We start from the raw sequence: 16,918 nt of genomic DNA on the forward strand, positions 1-16,918 counted from the left end.
ATGTTAGAAACTTTATATGTAATGACACCTGGTATATCGATACGACAAGATGGAGGATTGTTAGTACTTGAAAAGGATCATTCTGTTATTAAAGAAATTCCTATAGCGACTGTATCAAATCTTGTATTAGGCCGAACGATTCAAATTTCTACGCAGGTTATGTTTTCTTTAGTGAAGCAAGGTTCTCTCATTCAGTTTGTAGATTATAAGTATCAGCTTGTAGGAACTTTAGGGGATGAGCATACGACTTTACAACGTTTGTTGTGGCAAGTAGCATGCTTTCAAAATCAAGAATTTGCCTTAGATGGGGCAAAATATATTGTTCGACGTAAGATCAAAGGTCAGATAGCCTTGTTGAATCAGTATAAAAAGAGTAAAAGCATTCCAAATTTTGTGGCCATACATAGAACGATGCAAGCGTTGCTGAAACGTGTAGAAAGAACAAAAAAAGTAGACACATTACGTGGTATAGAGGGATTAGCATCTAGGACTTATTTTTCTGTATTAGGGCATGTATTATCTGAACCATGGGAATTTTCTGGCCGTAGACGTCATCCTAGCCCTGATCCTGTTAACGCTATCTTGAGTTATGGCTATTCGTTTTTAGAACGGGAAGTCCGTGCCTGTTTGTTGACTGCTGGTTTAGATGTACGCATAGGTGTTTTACATAGCACGAATAATCGAAAGGATAGTTTAGTGTACGATGTAATGGATATATTTAGACAAGATATAATCGATCGCTTTGTATTAAAACTATTGAATCGTCATATGATACTCCCTGAAGATTTTGATCTGTCAGAACGAGGTTGTTTTTTATCTAAGGAGGTCAATAAGAAATGGGTGGAGCTTTATGAGGACTATATGAAAGCGGAGCTTTCTCGCCTTGATAATCTAGCACCAAGAAAATGGATTCAACAAGAAATACAAGCTTTTATTTCATATCTCAAATCGTTAGGTGAAACAGTAGATATTGAAAAATCTGAGAATATATCTTGATAGTAGGGGCTGATGTATATGTAAAATATGGTATTAGCCTATACATTCGTGTAATTATATACAATTTATAAAATATGAAAAATCTTTCATAAATCATGTATTTATGAGTGATTTTTTTTATACGATTTGCTATCATTAAAGATGAATAATAAATGAATTTTGTTTTGTAGTTTGTATAGTGAGGAGTGGTTATGTTTATCAATCATACGAATCATCCTTCTCAATATTGGTCGGATGAACAGTTGGCAGCAGCTCATCAATATGGTGAGGTGGTAGATATACCATTTCCCCTCATTGATCCAGCGTTACCATCTGGTGAAATTGGGCAGCTAGTACAGGAATATGCAGGGAGGATTATAAGTCTCAATCCACAGGCTGTCTTGTGCCAGGGGGAATTTGTATACTGTCACGCTTTAGTGGAACGACTATTAGCAGTGGGAATTACTGTATTAGTAGCCACTAGTGAGCGCTTGGTGAGTGAATCTTACGAAGCAGGCATAAATGAGAAAATCGTCAACTTTCAGTTTGTTCAATTTCGAGAATATTGTCATTTATAAATGTTGTGTTAATAGGTAAGGAGTGAGCCTATGCAAGTAAATGCCATATTGTTTGATGTGCAGTCTATTCAAAAGTATATTTTTGCTAACAATAAACTGAAGGCCAATGTTGGAGCATCGTTTATTGTGGATAGATTGTTTGAGGATGTATTGTGTAAAGAAATTATCAATAAGCTTGGGGTAGAGGCTGACACTACATCCTGGTTGACACGTAGTGACAGCATTACATCTCTTCCAAAAACTATATATGTTGCGTATATTGGCGGCGGTAATGCTCTGGTTCTTATAGATGATAAACATGAAAGTTTGGTTCAAGATATTGTTAAGAAATTTACGACTCAAGTTTTGGTGCAGTATCCAGGTCTAAAAGTAGGTGCCACAACTGGTTACATTACTCTTGATGGAACACAGTTTTCTGCAGATCTCGGCAAATTATATAAACAATTGAAAGCTAATCAATTTGCATTGAATCCAATAGTGCATCCTGCTAATACAGGTTTGACAACTATTTGTGATTTCAGTGGTGATGTAGCAGATACAACGCAAAGCTTTGGTGATGAAAAGCGCTTAGTTGCTACATCCTTCACAGCTAAATTTGAAGCCTTTGAGGCTGCGAATAGCCGGTTAAAAATAGACTTATTTGGTACGGAAACGACTGATTGGGTATTTCCATCTGAATTTGAAGAGTTAGGTCAAAACCAATCTACCGAAAAGAGTAAAACAGGAATTAATGATATTGCTATTGTTCATATCGATGGTAATAACATGGGTGCTCACTTTAGACAATGTAAAACATTAGAAGAGCGTAGCGCTTTATCTAAACGTGTTGCCACTAAAACATTGGAGAGCTTCAAAGCATTGGTAAAATGGATTATTGATAAATATGATATTCTTGATGAAAACCTCGAATTGTCTAAGAATATGTTGCCGATCCGTCCGATTATCATTGGTGGCGATGATATTACTTTTATCTGTAATGCTCGTATTGCGGTGCAAGCATCCCATTATTTGATGCAACAATTATTGAGCGATACAGACGGCATGTCTATTTCCTCTTGTGCAGGTATCGCAGTTATCCCAACGTCTTATCCATTTTTTAGAGGGTACGAAATGGCAGAGCAACTCTGTGATAGTGCTAAATCTAAAATGCGCGCTTATAACGCATCTCACAAAGTTAATGAGTCTTGTTGGATGGACTTTGCTTTTCTTCATGGTGAAACAGCGCCTACATTAGAGCAGTTCTTTGCTAATGAATACAGCAGTTTAACTGGTAATATGCACTTTGGCCCATATCGTGTGTATGGTAAGGCGGACGCAAATGCCACCAAAGATATGGAAGCATTACATCAATTGTTAGATTGCACAGGTCAATTCAATTTGGTTAAAGATAAGGGCTATGTAGGTGACTTATTGGCTCATAATAAGGTAAAAGAACTGCGTTCCGTATTGCAAGATAACGAGCATATGTGGACTGTATTCCTTGAGCAATTGCGCAATACTGATAAATCTATGCCTACCGTATCTGGTTGGGATGCTTTCAAAGAAAAATTATGGGCTAAAGTGGACGGTGAAATGCGTACGCCATACGTAGATGCCATAGAATTAATGGATTATATTTTGCCTGGATTGGAGTAAGTATGTACACATTAACTATTAAATTATTGTCGCCAACGATGCTTATGTCCGGCCAAGGCGATGTTAACACAGACAGTACCATCGTTCATGATCGTTATGGAATTCCTTTTATTCCTGCTAAACGTGTGCGTGGTGTTTTATATGAAAGTGCTCTTGAAGTAGCTGAAATGATGCAGGCTGCAGGGCTTAAGACATTTACTATTGATGATGTAAAAGTATTATTTAACCGTCTTGAAAGTGTGGAAGATAATCCTAGATTATCTCTTTCTAATTTAACTATTGCTGATTATGATGTGGTAGCCAGCGAGTTGGCCGCTCTTGAGCAGCACTATCCAGACGTGTTTACAAAGAAACGTGTTCTTGAAGAGTACACATCCATGCGCTATTACACATCTATCGATCAAGTGACAGGCACAGCACTAGAGGGGACATTGCATAACTCTCGCGTGCTCAATAGAGGCCTCGTATTTAGTGGTCGTATTGGTGTGGAAGATATAACAGAAACAGAACGATTAATTTTAGCTTGTGCGGTACGCAACTTGACAGGTATTGGTGGCAAACGTAACCGTGGCTTTGGTCAAATAGAATGTACGATTGATGATAAGGCTTTTGATTTAGAAACTGTAGGGGGTACATTATGGAACAAGTAAATATTACGATTACCGTTAAAGCCCCAACGCTCATTGCGAATTCCTCTACAGCTGGTGTATTAACATCTACGCGTGGTTTTATTGATGGTCGCGTATTGCGAGGTCTTTTTGCATCTCAATTTATTTCAGCTCATAAGCTTGGTAGAGAAGCTCATAAAAACCAAGACTTTATGAAGTTATTCTATGGTGACTTACGATTTGTTGCTGCCTATAAGCATACGCCAAAAGGTACGTCTTTTCCAGCACCGCTGAGCTTACAAAAGAACAAAAATGCAGAAGGCTATGCCAGTGATGATGTCGTAGACTTCTACACCGGTAAAGATCTTTTGGGTTTTAAAGGCGTTAAAGGTTTTGTTGTTGTAGAGGGCAAAGAATGCAGCCCTGTACAAATTGAAACAGCTATTAAATTGCATATGTCTCGTTCTTTAGAGCAAGAACGTGTACAAGGTCGCAGTAAAGATGGCAATATCTTCAACTATGAATATCTTGAGCCAAATCAAGTGTTTGTAGGTTCTGTGGTGGGGCCTAAAGCTTCATTAGAAGAGTTTGTTCGTCAATTCCCTAAACAGTTGGATTGTCATATCGGTCGCTCTCGTCGCACTGAATATGGTCATTGTCTCGTTGAAATTGGTGATATTACAGTTGTTCCAACGCTAGTAAATAGTGGTAACTCTGTATATGTAAGATTTCATACGCCATTAGTGCTAGGTAATGAGTCTATTGGTCATGTAGTAGCTCAAGCAGTCCAACCGCTTGGTTCAGATATCTCTGTAGGTGCTGTGTTTGCTTCTTATCAAGAGGAGCAAAGCTTTAATAGTATTTGGGGCGTTCGTAGTAGCGCGGAAGCGTCTGCATCTGCTGGTAGTATCGTAGAGCTTGTAAAGGAATCTGGTTGGTCCCAAGATGATCTAGATAAACTACAAAATATCTTGTATAACGGAATGGGTACTCGACTTCAAGAGGGCTACGGTCAAGGCCGTTTATGGACTCCTGGCGAGTTCAAGATGGTGAAATTAGGTAAGCAAGAAGCACCTAAGCTTAAATCTTTACATACGCCAACACAAGAAATTGCTAAAAAGGTATTGGAAAAACAAGTTATTGTAAATGCTCGTTTGCGTGCTGCTAAGGATGTAGATATATATATTAAACCAAGATTTAATGTAGGTGGCCAAGTAAAGCATTTTACTACTGTTCTACTATTTGAACTAGGTATGGAACGTAAAACAGGTTATGAAAAATTGAAGGATTTTGTAGCCAAAATAAAAGATGATGATAAGATATTGGCAAAAAATTTAAAACCATTCAATATAAAACATGAGTATACAAATGAAGTCGAAAAATATGTAAATCTAATGGATTATATTATTACATTTAATAAGGATATATTATTAGAAATTTGCTTATCTAAGTCTCGTACAAAAGATTCTTACTATGAAATTCCTGCTGATTTAGTTGATATGATTGGTATTGATAAAGAGGAGTTTTCAAAGGTTATAGCTTACGAATATTGGGTGTATTTCTTTAGACATATTAGAAAGATTCAGTAAGGGGGCCGTCATATGTCAAATTCTGCAAAAATCATGGGGCGGTATACTCTTACCGGCACTGTTAAACTAATAAGTCCACTTATCATTCGGGCAGGTGTCTATAATGATATCTTAAATGATACAGTAGATGACATAGTGGTAACCTATCATGATGGGCAACCATTTATTCCTGGTACATCTTTAGCAGGGGTATTGCGTCAAACCATTCAAGATATTGACGGGATTAAAGATTCTAAAAGAACTTTAGACAATGTATTATTTGGCTCTATAGATGAGCATAAGGGTACACAAAGTGCACTTCAAATTAATGATATCCCATTAGAAAATACAAATATTTCTGTTCGTGATGGGATTTGTATTGATGATGTACTTGGTGTCACCAAAGATGGGGCAAAATATGATTTCGAAGTCATTGAATCAGGTGCCCATGGTACATTGCGTATCGATTGTATCATTCGTGAATGCCATCAAAATCAAGTAGATATAATTAAAGATACTCTTATAACATTAGCAAACTTATTAAAAAACGGTATTTCTATCGGAGCTCGTACGGTAAATGGCTTTGGTTGTATTGCTTGTGAAGAAATTTCTTTAGAGCATTATGATTTTACAAAACCAAAGAACGTACAGTCTTGGCTATTGAATGAATCAGGTACAACCGTTACTTTTCCTGAGAAACCTAATATAGAAAAAAATGACCTTATTATTGATATGGATTGCTATTTAGAGGATACAATTCTTATTAAATCTATTTTTGAGGCTGGTTGGGATAATAAGTCACTGACTTTATTTATTCCTGGTACGTCTGTTAAAGGTGTATTACGTCATCAATGTAGTCGTATATTAAATGTACTAGGTCGTGGTACTACAATGACTGATAAGCTTTTTGGCTATAGTAATGATAAGACTAAGGAGAGCCATAAGGGGCGTGTCTTGGTTAATGAGGTGTATTTTGATACAGCTTACACTCAAGAAGAACAGCATCGCATTCGTGTTGACAGATTTACTGGCGGTGTTATGAATGGAGCCTTGTTTGCTGATCATCCTCTACGGAATACGAAAGGGGCAAAACTAACGTTTCCTTTGCACATAAGAATTAAAGATTGTAGTAATAGTGAAGCAGGTCTTGCAATGCTTCTCGTAAAGGACTTAATGAGTGGTCAAGTTACAATGGGCGCTAATCGCACAATTGGTTGCGGTCGTATAAAGGGGGAATCTGTTACGATTCAATATAATGGTGAAAGCTATGTAATTGATGATAGTGGTAAGGTTACAAAGGGGCAAGAGGAGACTTTAGAAGCATTAGTTCAATCCTTACATCACTTTAAAAAAGATACGGTTTCAGCTAAGGAGGGGGCTCATGAGTAAGCAATTAAATAGTCATGAAGGCGTATATACAAAAACTATTGGCACATGTGGACTTAAAGCTGAAGTAAATGTGTTATCTACTGCAAAAGATTTTATGAAGTATGATGGACGTGTGATTATTTGGTCAGTACACGAAGTGAAATGGGGATATTACAGACAAGGTGGATTCTTATTTTCTGATGGTACAACTGATGTTGATTTAGCTTTCTTACAAGATATGCGGATTTTTAACGATGTTGAAGAATTAAGACTCACTATACAGCATGGTGAAGTACTATATCGTTATATTAGTGACGAACTGGGTGAACCTGTAAGCTATGTAGATTCTACATCTCGTCTTATTGGAGAAAATAATGCTGAATATAGCCAGCTTAATCGAATAGAAGGTTTTACTTATTTAGTGGATACAGGGCGTAAACTTTCACAAATTATTCCAGTATCTACATCAAAGCCATATTACTATTTAACAACACGCAATTATATTGGCTATCTAGACAACTATCAAGCAAGCTATACCGACTATCGGTATGTTAAGATTCTAGATAAGGAGGTGTAGTATGGCAAAAACACAAGCTCAAAGAAAGAAAGAGTATCAGGCCCGTATGGCAAAAAATAATAAAGGAAATCAGAGTTATAGTAGTAAAGATCAACAGAAATCTACTGAACCAGTATCTGTGCCATATAATTTTGTAAGTTTGCCTAAACAAGTTATTCCTGCAGAATTCTTTACATTAGACTCTAGTAAAGACAATAAAGAGTTATATAAACAACATATTTTAACTAATGGCAAAAATTCAGGCTATATAGATATTGATATTCTGACGCAAACGCCTCTATTTATTGGTGGTAATGTTGTTACGAAGAATGGAGAAGAATATCAAGAGTTCTTTGGTGGTAATGACAACCCTATTATTCCCGGTAGTAGCATAAAAAGTATGATTAAACAGATATTAAAGATAGTAACTGCGAGTGGTTTTAAGGCTTACGATAGTAAATCTGGTGTTGGGGATTTTGAGGATTACCGTTTATTCTATCGGGAAGTGGGATCGGCTATAACAGATTATCAAAGTAAGATGATTGAATCTTGTCGTGTTAATGGTAAATGGACTTCTAAAACTAAGGCTAAAGCTGGATTTATAATGAAGACAGTAGATCATAAGTTTTATGTAGTAAATGCGGATTTTGAACCTTTGAAATATGAAAAGTATCCTCATCTAAAACATAAAAATGGTAATGCTAGTATTGATTGGGAAGATAGTTATGTAGATATTCATACAGGGGCAATGGCAAATAAAAATTCTTTTGTGCGTATTTTTAAGCCAAGAGATTTTGCTAATAGTAGAATATTAATATCAGAAGAGGTTATTAATAACTATAATTTTGATAGTAATAGAAACACCATAAATTTGTTGGAAATAGACAACGATAAAGTTGATAAGAATGGTAAGTCTGGTAAATCAGGGAGTGTGGCAAAAGGCTATACAGGTTGTTTAGATATAACTTATGTAGTTCCTTGTTTTTATAAGATAGAAAATGGTAAGGTACAGCATTTCGGACATGGCCGTTTTTATCGTATTCCATATGATAAAAGTATTGGTAATCATTTGTCAACAGCATTGAAACAACAAAAGGATGTTGTAGATTTAACAGAAAGTATTTTAGGTCGTTCTCGTGATTGGGCCGGACGAGTATCTTTTTCAGAAGCTCATTTATGTAATGAGCCTAAGTGGTGTGAGTGCGGTAAACCACATCCATTGATGGGACCGAAACCAACCTCTTTCCAATTTTATTTAAACCAGAATTCAAAGACTGATAAATGTAAGAATTGGAATAATGATGATGCTACTATTAGAGGGTATAAGTTATATTGGCACCAGCCGACAAAAAAAGCGAATTCTTGGAAGAATATTTCGGTTAAGGAGGGAGATAAACTTTCAAAATATATTCAGCCTATTGATTCTGGTATGACATTTCAAAGTAGAATTTATTTTGATAATCTTAGTGATATTGAATTAGGTGCATTATTATTAACTTTAAATCTTGATCGGCTAGAACTTGACACAGTGGCTGATGAAAAGAAAAATATTTCCTATAAATTAGGTAAGGGAAAATCAATTGGTTTAGGTAGTATCAAACTAAACTCTTCTTTACATATCTTGGATAGAGATAAGCGATACAACACATTGTTTGACAATAACGCTTGGCAGCTAGGAGAAATAGATATTTCAAAAGATATCTTTATAGATGCTTTTTTGAAATATAGAAACAATATTCTTGGAGAAAATCAATCAAGTTCTGATACAATGCTTAGTGAATTATTAACTATGATGGATTGGAATTTAGCAAATGGTCAAAAACCGATTGAAAAGTGGAGCGAAGCAGTGTCTATGATGTCGGTTGATAATGACGAACATGAACGATTCAAAAAAAGAGTTAAGTTAGGTACACCAAGTGAATTTATTAAAGCTTGGAGTAAAAAATAATGCTCGGCACAGTTACAATTGCTTTAGAAGTTCAGAATAGAGGGAGTTTGCCTGCCTTTCCAGGGAGATATCTACATGCAGCACTGTTCTCTATTCTTAGTCATGTAGATGCAGATGAGGCTACATGGTGGCATGATATGGAAGGAATAAAGCCTTTCTCACTACAATTATCCTTTAAAGAGCCTCGTCAAGATAATATCATTCGACGTGGGGATATCTTATATTTACATGTTTCTGTATGGCATAGTGAGTTATGGGGATTACTAGAAGGTATATCTGAGGGCTTAGAGGTAGTCTTTGGTAGACTACGAACTACAATTGTAGGGGTTCGCTACGGGGCACCGTTTAATCTACCGTTGAAAGTAGATAATGAACTGGAGCTTATTAGTCGGCGCCTTTCTGCAAAACAGGTGAGACGTATTACTTTTGAAGTTATGATGCCTACATCCTTTAATGGAACCCATGGGGATATAACCTTTCCTACAGCAAGTCTTATTTTTTCTTCTCTCGTAGACAAATGGAATGCTGGTGATATGACCGATGCATTAAATAAGGATTTAATACGGACGGTCGTTGAGAAGGTTACCCTTGAACGTTGGGAAGGTCATACAAAACGAGTGTTTTATGGTCGTGATCGAGGGCTTACTGGTTTTGTAGGTAAGTTTACCTTTAATATCTCCAAATTAACAGAAGAAGAAAATCAACTGATTACTATTTTGGCACTCTTCGGTCAGCATTGTGGCATAGGTCGTTTGTCTAGCCAAAGTCTTGGTCAAGTGCGTGTGACATTACAAAACAAATAGGGTTTATAGCCCGTACAGATGAATTCTATGGGAGTTCAAATATAGTTACTCTCAAGTAAAGAGGTCTTAAAGGCATCTGTTATAGATGTCTTTGAGACCTCTTTTTTGTTCCTAGTTTTTTTGATTATCTCCATTTTTGTATAACTCGTATAATGAACACACAAGTTAAACCTGAGGGGTTGAAACATCAAGTAGCATGATAGTTCTCCTTTTAAAAATAAATTTTCTCCTCTCTATATACATAAATCTCCTTTGTTTGGAGACCGTCCTTGACGGTTTGAAATTGAGTGATGGGCACTCCACAGGTTTAACAATAATTATGTAGTTTTTATACATGGAGGTTCATATGGAACAGTTAATTAGACGTTTTACTTTATCTAGCAATGAATATTTATCTCGTGACTGTGTTGGTTATTATCGTGACTTGTATTTGCGCTTTCGTGAGCCTGGAAATCCTGATTTTCTTAATACCTTAAAAAATACATTGAACAACTATTGTCCTAGTGTCCTAAAATCTGCCCGTCAGGAAGTGTATGATAGAGTAAAAAGGGATATACCCGATATCATGAAGGCTGAAAAGCTTGAGGAGGCGGTTGTTGCCGTTGTACCTAGATCTAAAGCCCTTATGTCACCTAACCAGTTGGGCTTCCGCGATGCGGTGCAAGAGTGTGTCAGAATATTACAGGCCAACGGATACTCAGGTATCACAGATGGCATCAGTTGTATTATGCGACATACAAATACGAAGACAACACATATTCATAAAAATTTGCCAGGATTTGATAATTGTGGTAGCGAGCCCTATGTGGGGATTACAAATGACACTTGTCATATCAATGCCGATGTAGTTCGAGACAAAACGGTTATTTTAATTGATGATATTTATACAAAAACAGTGAACGTTGATGAGGATTGTATTCAGGCATTATATGATGCGGGCGCAGCTCGTGTTGTATTCTATGCTGTGGCATACACCTACCGTCGTTCTTCTTATAGAAAAGGGGCATAATATGAACATTTCACCGATAGCTTTAAAAATCTGGGCCGTCCATAATACGACGAGTCGCATTACAACGAGAAAGAGCTTTCATGATAACTGGAAAACAGAGGATGAGTTCCTCACTATGATGAGCGATATTCCAAACATCGATGATGTAGTGCATGACCTATCCGTTGCGGTAGATGACATGGACTGGATGGACGGTGCTGTATGCTGCTTTGATGCGGATTTTCCAGTTATTAATGAAAGCGCTCCTAAAGGGGATCGTCCGTATCTCTTGTTTTATAAGGGTGACTTGTCTTTGTTGAGTGATTTGAATCGGAATGTGGCTGTTATTGGTTACACAACGCCGAACGAGGACATCATGGCTCGTGAAAGTAAGATTGTTGAGCAATTAGTACAGCGCGGTCAGCATATTGTGAGCGGCCTTGCAAAAGGTTGTGATGCTATTGGGCATACCGTTTGTATGGATTACGGAGGAAAAACAATTGCCATCTTGCCATCACCATTAAATGCTATTTCACCGGCAGACCATCGGGACATGGCTCATCAAATTATCGAAAAAGGTGGTCTTGTTATTTCTGAATACTACAATGGGCCACGTAGTCGTAATGAAGCGATTAATCGTTATGTAGAGCGAGATCGGTTGCAAGCGTTATTTGCCAAGGCTGTAGTGCTCATCGCAAGCTATGAAGGCCGTGATGGAGACAGTGGATCCCGCCATGCTATGGGAAAAGCATATTCTTACGGACATCTTGCCTGTGCTATGTACGATGAAACGACAGATAGCGAAGTGTTAGAGATGAAACTGAACCGTAACTTGATTTCACGACAAAAAGCGCGGCAATTAGTGACAATTCCAAGTGTGGTAGGTGCTGCGGGGTATACATCGGTAACGGTGGATGACCTAGTAGGCCTTGTAAATCCAGCTCTAGAGGCACAGCAAAAACTATTTTGATATGTATATGACTAAAGGAGGTTCTCATGTTTCACATTGTAGATGTAGATAATACATTGGTCTTTACTGATGAATTAAATACAGCTGGCTATGTACACGCTTTGGCATGTATGGCATTAGAACCTCATAAGGTCGTGCCACGTATTACTCGTGAAATCGTACAGGAATGGTATCCACAGCTGTCAGAGTATGACTTAGTTCATATCGCTACCCTAAAACAATCATATGTAGAAAGCCACTTAGATATGTCTCAATTGAATTCCTCTGTAGCTCGTGTGCTCAGCACATATGGCAGAGAGCGATGTGCCTTATGGACAGCGGCTAATCCTGAACGGATACGCATGTTGCTAAGACACCATATGGTCACTGATTATAGAGCGATACGCTTTAGCAATAAAACAGAGAACGATATATCCCATGCGGTGCAAGATTTCTGTGTGCTCTTTGACTGTGAACCAGAGGAACTATGCTTTCACGAAGATAATCCTGAGGTTATTAACCACCTACGAAAGCTAGGTATGACCGTAATGGCTGTTGAAGTGAAAGTGGAAACAGTTGCATAGGGTATTAAATAGAGAAATAAGATTTAATGTAATAATTGAGCAAATAGCTGTTATATGTTAAACCGTTTGAATAAAGAGAGTTTGTTTTTATGTAGTATTATGCACGGGGAGGATTTATGAGATTTTTAACCTTAAGTACAACAGGTATATTTAATGCTATTCGACCATCGTTGTTTCCACCTATAGAAGGAAAAGAAACAACGACATTTTTGCTTGCTTTGGATTATTATGTACCAGATCGATGTTTCCTAGAGGATGAACAAGAGGATGTGGAGGTAGCTCGAAAAAGTTATGATTTAGAGTGTAAACGTATTCGTGCTTTTGTAAAAGCACTTTGCAATGACTGGGGAAAGCCTATAGAGGAGTTGCGAACAGAAATTATCAATTGTTTGCCAGAGTTTATTAGTCATGGTACCTATAATGGGGAACCATTATTATCTGAACCTCGTGATGGATATTATACTATTTATCCTATGTATAAAAGCTATCGAGGTAGGGATATGCTATTCCCAACACATCAATCTTCTAAAGAGGAGGCTCAGTATATATTCGATCATATGCTTAGATATTTTTTAAAGGCCTTCTTTGAACCAGATACTTTTTTTGGTTATTTAGATGGTGCATTTCATATTGATACCCCCTTATCTGTCACAACAGTTCAACAGATTTTGGAAGATCTCGAGCGTGAAGCAGTACCATCTCCATTGTCGGTTTCCTCAATTTCCAATACCCATACCATGGACGAACCTACGATAATTAATACAGAGTTCCTATTAATCGCTGATGCCTTTGGTGCTTACATGGTACAAGCAATGGAAGGTGATACAGAGAGTGAACAGTTAGCTGCTTTAACAGAGGATCCATTTGTCTGTGAGATGTGTTGTAGTTTACATAAGTGCTTTATGATTAACAATAGATGTTTTAGCATATCCATTTATGATGAATGTAATATTTGGGTAGATAAAATATTAGATGCCTATGCTATACATGATTATTTACAGATTCTTAACGTTTATAATGATGAGTTTCCATCCTATGACGATGGGGTAATCGGCTATGAGAAACAATATCTTGTAGGACCTTTACTTGATAACCTTGTAAAAGACCTCACACGAGAGAAACTGTTAGTTCAGTTATCTCCTCAAAATGAGCAGCGTAAGGACTATCTTAACTTTATACTCACCTATGATGAGGCAGTGCAGTCTATTTTTGAGGAAATATGTGAAAAAAAGATAGATGGACGAGACATTTATAAGCAGCAAGACTTAGCAACTGTACTAACTCTAGACGTTCGCCTGTGCTGTACATTTTATTGTATGATTGATGCATGTCGACATGCTTTTAATAGACACATGTATGCCGATATTTTACCGATTGTAGACAAGTTAGATGTGCAACTTGCAAAGGTACAAATTTCTGCGACAGATACTTGGCAAGTTGAGTATTTGGTGAAAGTATCTCGCATATCTCAGTGGTATCGAGCACTAGCCTATGCTTGTTTAGGCGATGAAAGAATAGAGGCAATACTACAAGATTTAATGATTATGCAACAGCAAGACCCAGTTTTGTATAAAGAACATATAGATTCTATTTTTGAGAATTTAGACGATCCAGAACATGCTTTTAATATAGAAGATTTACGCTATGCTTTGCTACATTATTATGTAGAAACCAATAATCAACCTGGCTATGAACGGTATATTAAAGAACTATATCCACCAATATTGGGGATAGATTCAGACTACAAAGTACAAAAGAATATACTGTTATACGGTGAAAATGGTAAATATTGTGAAAATTATTCTAACAGAGATTTCTATTTATGGCTGAAAGCGTTGTGGACGTTCTACTTAAATGATATTGATAAAGAATTTTGGAATGAAATAGCAAATCAATGGGAACAACAGGACTATATACCTATTTTCTATAGCATAAATGACTATGAGCTATGTGCTAACTATATGATTAAACTAGCTGTTCACTTTGGAGATATCCAACGAGCCGAGAAATATAAAAAAGAATTTGATATGGCTCTTCCTAATAAGAAAGAACCTATGGAGAACGCACCTAATGGATATACATGGCCTTTCTTCGACTGCTATTTAATAGCTCAAGTTAATGAATCGTTAGGAAATATAGAAATAGCAAAAGAACACTATCACAAAGCCCTTTCCATGGCTTCTTTTGGCGAAGCACGTTGGGAACAATACGAAGAACAACATGGTGGCATATGGAAGACCTACAAAGACTTTGGTTATAGTGGACCAGATCTGAAATTTGAAGATTGGATTAAAGATAGTACCGTGACCTATAAAACGATAGAAGAATACAAAAAAACATTAGATAAGTATGTATTTTATATGTATAAGTAGAGACTATATAGAAAAATTTATATACCTATTTTTATAAAGATTTCCATACAAAATTTTATTTATAGATTAAGGTTATGAGCCTAAAACATAACTATATAGTTATGATCTTTATGCCTTAAAGAATAAAAGAACTCGCCTAACAAAACGTTAGGAGGGTTCTTTTGTTTAAACTATTTATTGAAAAAAATTAACTATCAAAATTTTATTAATAGTATTTCCTTAAAATATAATGAAAAGAAAATGAATTAAATATTGACGCAAAATATGAAAAACCTTATAATTACTATAACCTTAGAAAAATCATTTACCACCAGTATTTACCTATGCTCATCGGCATTTTTAATCCCATGGGAGTCTAATCTGACCGTTTATGGTGTGAGGTTTGCTAAAACCTATTTTTAAGCCCCATGAATACTGGCCTTCTGAGGCATGCTGTTGCAACAGTACTTACCGTTTACGGTATTGAAACTGGGGTATGAATATAAACCCAGATAAAATTAATGTATAGTTGCAACAGTACTTACCGTTTACGGTATTGAAACTCACGCATCCAAGTTTTGGCAGCTTCAATGGAGTGTTGCAACAGTACTTACCGTTTACGGTATTGAAACTTACTCATTTTCTTTAATAAGAGTTGCAATAGTTGAGTTGCAACAGTACTTACCGTTTACGGTATTGAAACTTTAAATATTTTTACCTCATGTGGTGTAAGATTTTTTAACGTTGCAACAGTACTTACCGTTTACGGTATTGAAACTCTACCGCCTAGCGGTGTTAATAATAACTGAGTACGTTTGTTGCAACAGTACTTACCGTTTACGGTATTGAAACTCACTTTGATTCTTTTTAGCATAATCCCGATCTATAGTTGCAACAGTACTTACCGTTTACGGTATTGAAACTTGAGGAGCGCCATTAGCTTCTTCAACGTTCTTCTTAAGTTGCAACAGTACTTACCGTTTACGGTATTGAAACGTTCAAAAATATTTCCGTTGTCGATTGTTTGGTTTATGGTTGCAACAGTACTTACCGTTTACGGTATTGAAACAGTATGTGATCTGATTGCTTTTTGTACTATTTCTTCGGTTGCAACAGTACTTACCGTTTACGGTATTGAAACCATATAATCCATCGCCTTGTTTCCCTTTCTTGTTTGTGTTGCAACAGTACTTACCGTTTACGGTATTGAAACATTAAAAAAACGGGTAGGAAATTAATATATGTTGACTCAAGTTGCAACAGTACTTACCGTTTACGGTATTGAAACTAACGGTTGAATGCTGGGTTAGGGTTTGGAGTTACAAATGTTGCAACAGTACTTACCGTTTACGGTATTGAAACTTTTCTCGCCACTCTGCATAAGCTTTAGGGTTACGCGTTGCAACAGTACTTACCGTTTACGGTATTGAAACTTTTCATGATTCTTCCTCCTCATCATGATATAAATAATAATAGCTGCAACAGTACTTACCGTTTACGGTATTGAAACTCTTCAGAATCTTCATCTTCTTCGGATTCTTCTTCAGTTGCAACAGTACTTACCGTTTACGGTATGCGCAGAAGGGTGCGAGACAGCAGAGGAGCAGAGCGACGATGAGGGCCGCACATCTCAAGTACCTGAACGAAGTGAAGGTAAAACAGAGGTGATGAGGTAATAGTCTTACTGTTTACGGTATTGAAACCTTGCACAGTTTGACCACTCAAATGAGGAATGTTAGTGCTATCGTTGCAACAGTACTTACCGTTTACGGTATTGAAACCATACGGTCTGGGTTTTCAAGGTCTAAACATTTTTAAAGTTGCAAAAGCTCTAACTGTTTGTGGTATGTACGGTATATTAATAGAATCATTAGTGTTAGTATAATATCTTTATAGATCTATTGTATTAGAGCTAATGGTTCTATTTCTTTTGTTTATGATATAATATAGGTAGTTTTAACCTTTGGAAAACAAAAACTGCGCCGTTTCGATAGTGGTGCGGTTAAA

General features: G+C 36.7%; 13 protein-coding genes and 1 CRISPR repeat array. All 13 genes read left to right on the forward strand.

Annotated elements, in window-relative coordinates; all coding sequences use genetic code 11:
- Entirely contained in the window at nucleotides 1–996 is a 996-nt protein-coding gene (gene cas1 / locus HMPREF0874_RS04600) for a CRISPR-associated endonuclease Cas1 (RefSeq protein WP_232197510.1), read from the forward strand.
- Nucleotides 997–1,187: 191 nt separating this feature from the next.
- The gene (locus HMPREF0874_RS04605; RefSeq protein WP_008601959.1) at nucleotides 1,188–1,553 is read left to right on the forward strand and encodes a hypothetical protein; all 366 of its coding nucleotides are present in this window, start codon (nucleotides 1,188–1,190) and stop codon (nucleotides 1,551–1,553) included.
- A 30-nt stretch (nucleotides 1,554–1,583) separates the two neighbouring features.
- On the forward strand, nucleotides 1,584–3,188 hold the full coding sequence (locus HMPREF0874_RS04610) for a hypothetical protein (protein WP_008601961.1): 1,605 nt from the start codon (nucleotides 1,584–1,586) through the stop codon (nucleotides 3,186–3,188).
- Nucleotides 3,189–3,190: 2 nt separating this feature from the next.
- Complete coding sequence (locus HMPREF0874_RS04615) at nucleotides 3,191–3,838, forward strand: RAMP superfamily CRISPR-associated protein (RefSeq protein ID WP_039965180.1); 648 nt, start codon at nucleotides 3,191–3,193, stop codon at nucleotides 3,836–3,838.
- A complete protein-coding gene (locus HMPREF0874_RS04620; protein ID WP_039965181.1) occupies nucleotides 3,826–5,385 on the forward strand; it encodes a hypothetical protein in 1,560 nt (519 codons plus the stop codon). Before HMPREF0874_RS04615 ends, HMPREF0874_RS04620 begins: the two co-directional genes overlap by 13 nt.
- A 12-nt stretch (nucleotides 5,386–5,397) precedes the next feature.
- A complete protein-coding gene (locus tag HMPREF0874_RS04625) occupies nucleotides 5,398–6,753 on the forward strand; it encodes an RAMP superfamily CRISPR-associated protein (protein ID WP_008601962.1) in 1,356 nt (451 codons plus the stop codon).
- The gene (csx19, locus tag HMPREF0874_RS04630; RefSeq protein ID WP_008601964.1) at nucleotides 6,746–7,309 is read left to right on the forward strand and encodes a CRISPR-associated protein Csx19; all 564 of its coding nucleotides are present in this window, start codon (nucleotides 6,746–6,748) and stop codon (nucleotides 7,307–7,309) included. Before HMPREF0874_RS04625 ends, csx19 begins: the two co-directional genes overlap by 8 nt.
- 1 nt (nucleotide 7,310) lies before the next feature.
- Nucleotides 7,311–9,236 carry a TIGR03986 family CRISPR-associated RAMP protein gene (locus HMPREF0874_RS04635; protein WP_008601966.1) on the forward strand — a complete coding sequence of 642 codons (1,926 nt, stop codon included), beginning with the start codon at nucleotides 7,311–7,313 and terminating at the stop codon, nucleotides 9,234–9,236.
- Complete coding sequence (gene cas6, locus HMPREF0874_RS04640; RefSeq protein WP_008601968.1) at nucleotides 9,236–10,039, forward strand: CRISPR system precrRNA processing endoribonuclease RAMP protein Cas6; 804 nt, start codon at nucleotides 9,236–9,238, stop codon at nucleotides 10,037–10,039. The genes HMPREF0874_RS04635 and cas6 overlap by 1 nt, the downstream gene beginning before the upstream one ends.
- A 346-nt stretch (nucleotides 10,040–10,385) precedes the next feature.
- A complete protein-coding gene (locus tag HMPREF0874_RS04645; protein WP_232197511.1) occupies nucleotides 10,386–11,048 on the forward strand; it encodes a phosphoribosyltransferase in 663 nt (220 codons plus the stop codon).
- 1 nt (nucleotide 11,049) lies between these two features.
- A complete protein-coding gene (locus HMPREF0874_RS04650; protein WP_232197512.1) occupies nucleotides 11,050–11,997 on the forward strand; it encodes a DNA-processing protein DprA in 948 nt (315 codons plus the stop codon).
- Between the two features lie 26 nt (nucleotides 11,998–12,023).
- Entirely contained in the window at nucleotides 12,024–12,560 is a 537-nt protein-coding gene (locus HMPREF0874_RS04655; RefSeq protein WP_008601971.1) for a hypothetical protein, read from the forward strand.
- Between the two features lie 116 nt (nucleotides 12,561–12,676).
- Nucleotides 12,677–14,932 carry a hypothetical protein gene (locus tag HMPREF0874_RS04660; protein ID WP_008601973.1) on the forward strand — a complete coding sequence of 752 codons (2,256 nt, stop codon included), beginning with the start codon at nucleotides 12,677–12,679 and terminating at the stop codon, nucleotides 14,930–14,932.
- Between the two features lie 434 nt (nucleotides 14,933–15,366).
- A CRISPR array of direct repeats spans nucleotides 15,367–16,492; the repeat unit is 35 nt; unit sequence GTTGCAACAGTACTTACCGTTTACGGTATTGAAAC.
- Nucleotides 16,493–16,918 lie beyond the last annotated feature (426 nt).

Origin of the sequence: Veillonella sp. 6_1_27 (assembly GCF_000163735.1) — a bacterium.
Classification (GTDB): domain Bacteria; phylum Bacillota; class Negativicutes; order Veillonellales; family Veillonellaceae; genus Veillonella; species Veillonella parvula_A.

What these genes read in the sequence shown, in the direction of transcription:
- cas1 (WP_232197510.1), top strand. Translation starts at nt 1, where the DNA reads ATGTTAGAAACTTTATATGTAATGACACCTGGTATATCGATACGACAA.
- HMPREF0874_RS04605 (WP_008601959.1), top strand. Translation starts at nt 1,188, where the DNA reads ATGTTTATCAATCATACGAATCATCCTTCTCAATATTGGTCGGATGAA.
- HMPREF0874_RS04610 (WP_008601961.1), top strand. Translation starts at nt 1,584, where the DNA reads ATGCAAGTAAATGCCATATTGTTTGATGTGCAGTCTATTCAAAAGTAT.
- HMPREF0874_RS04615 (WP_039965180.1), top strand. Translation starts at nt 3,191, where the DNA reads ATGTACACATTAACTATTAAATTATTGTCGCCAACGATGCTTATGTCC.
- HMPREF0874_RS04620 (WP_039965181.1), top strand. Translation starts at nt 3,826, where the DNA reads ATGGAACAAGTAAATATTACGATTACCGTTAAAGCCCCAACGCTCATT.
- HMPREF0874_RS04625 (WP_008601962.1), top strand. Translation starts at nt 5,398, where the DNA reads ATGTCAAATTCTGCAAAAATCATGGGGCGGTATACTCTTACCGGCACT.
- csx19 (WP_008601964.1), top strand. Translation starts at nt 6,746, where the DNA reads ATGAGTAAGCAATTAAATAGTCATGAAGGCGTATATACAAAAACTATT.
- HMPREF0874_RS04635 (WP_008601966.1), top strand. Translation starts at nt 7,311, where the DNA reads ATGGCAAAAACACAAGCTCAAAGAAAGAAAGAGTATCAGGCCCGTATG.
- cas6 (WP_008601968.1), top strand. Translation starts at nt 9,236, where the DNA reads ATGCTCGGCACAGTTACAATTGCTTTAGAAGTTCAGAATAGAGGGAGT.
- HMPREF0874_RS04645 (WP_232197511.1), top strand. Translation starts at nt 10,386, where the DNA reads ATGGAACAGTTAATTAGACGTTTTACTTTATCTAGCAATGAATATTTA.
- HMPREF0874_RS04650 (WP_232197512.1), top strand. Translation starts at nt 11,050, where the DNA reads ATGAACATTTCACCGATAGCTTTAAAAATCTGGGCCGTCCATAATACG.
- HMPREF0874_RS04655 (WP_008601971.1), top strand. Translation starts at nt 12,024, where the DNA reads ATGTTTCACATTGTAGATGTAGATAATACATTGGTCTTTACTGATGAA.
- HMPREF0874_RS04660 (WP_008601973.1), top strand. Translation starts at nt 12,677, where the DNA reads ATGAGATTTTTAACCTTAAGTACAACAGGTATATTTAATGCTATTCGA.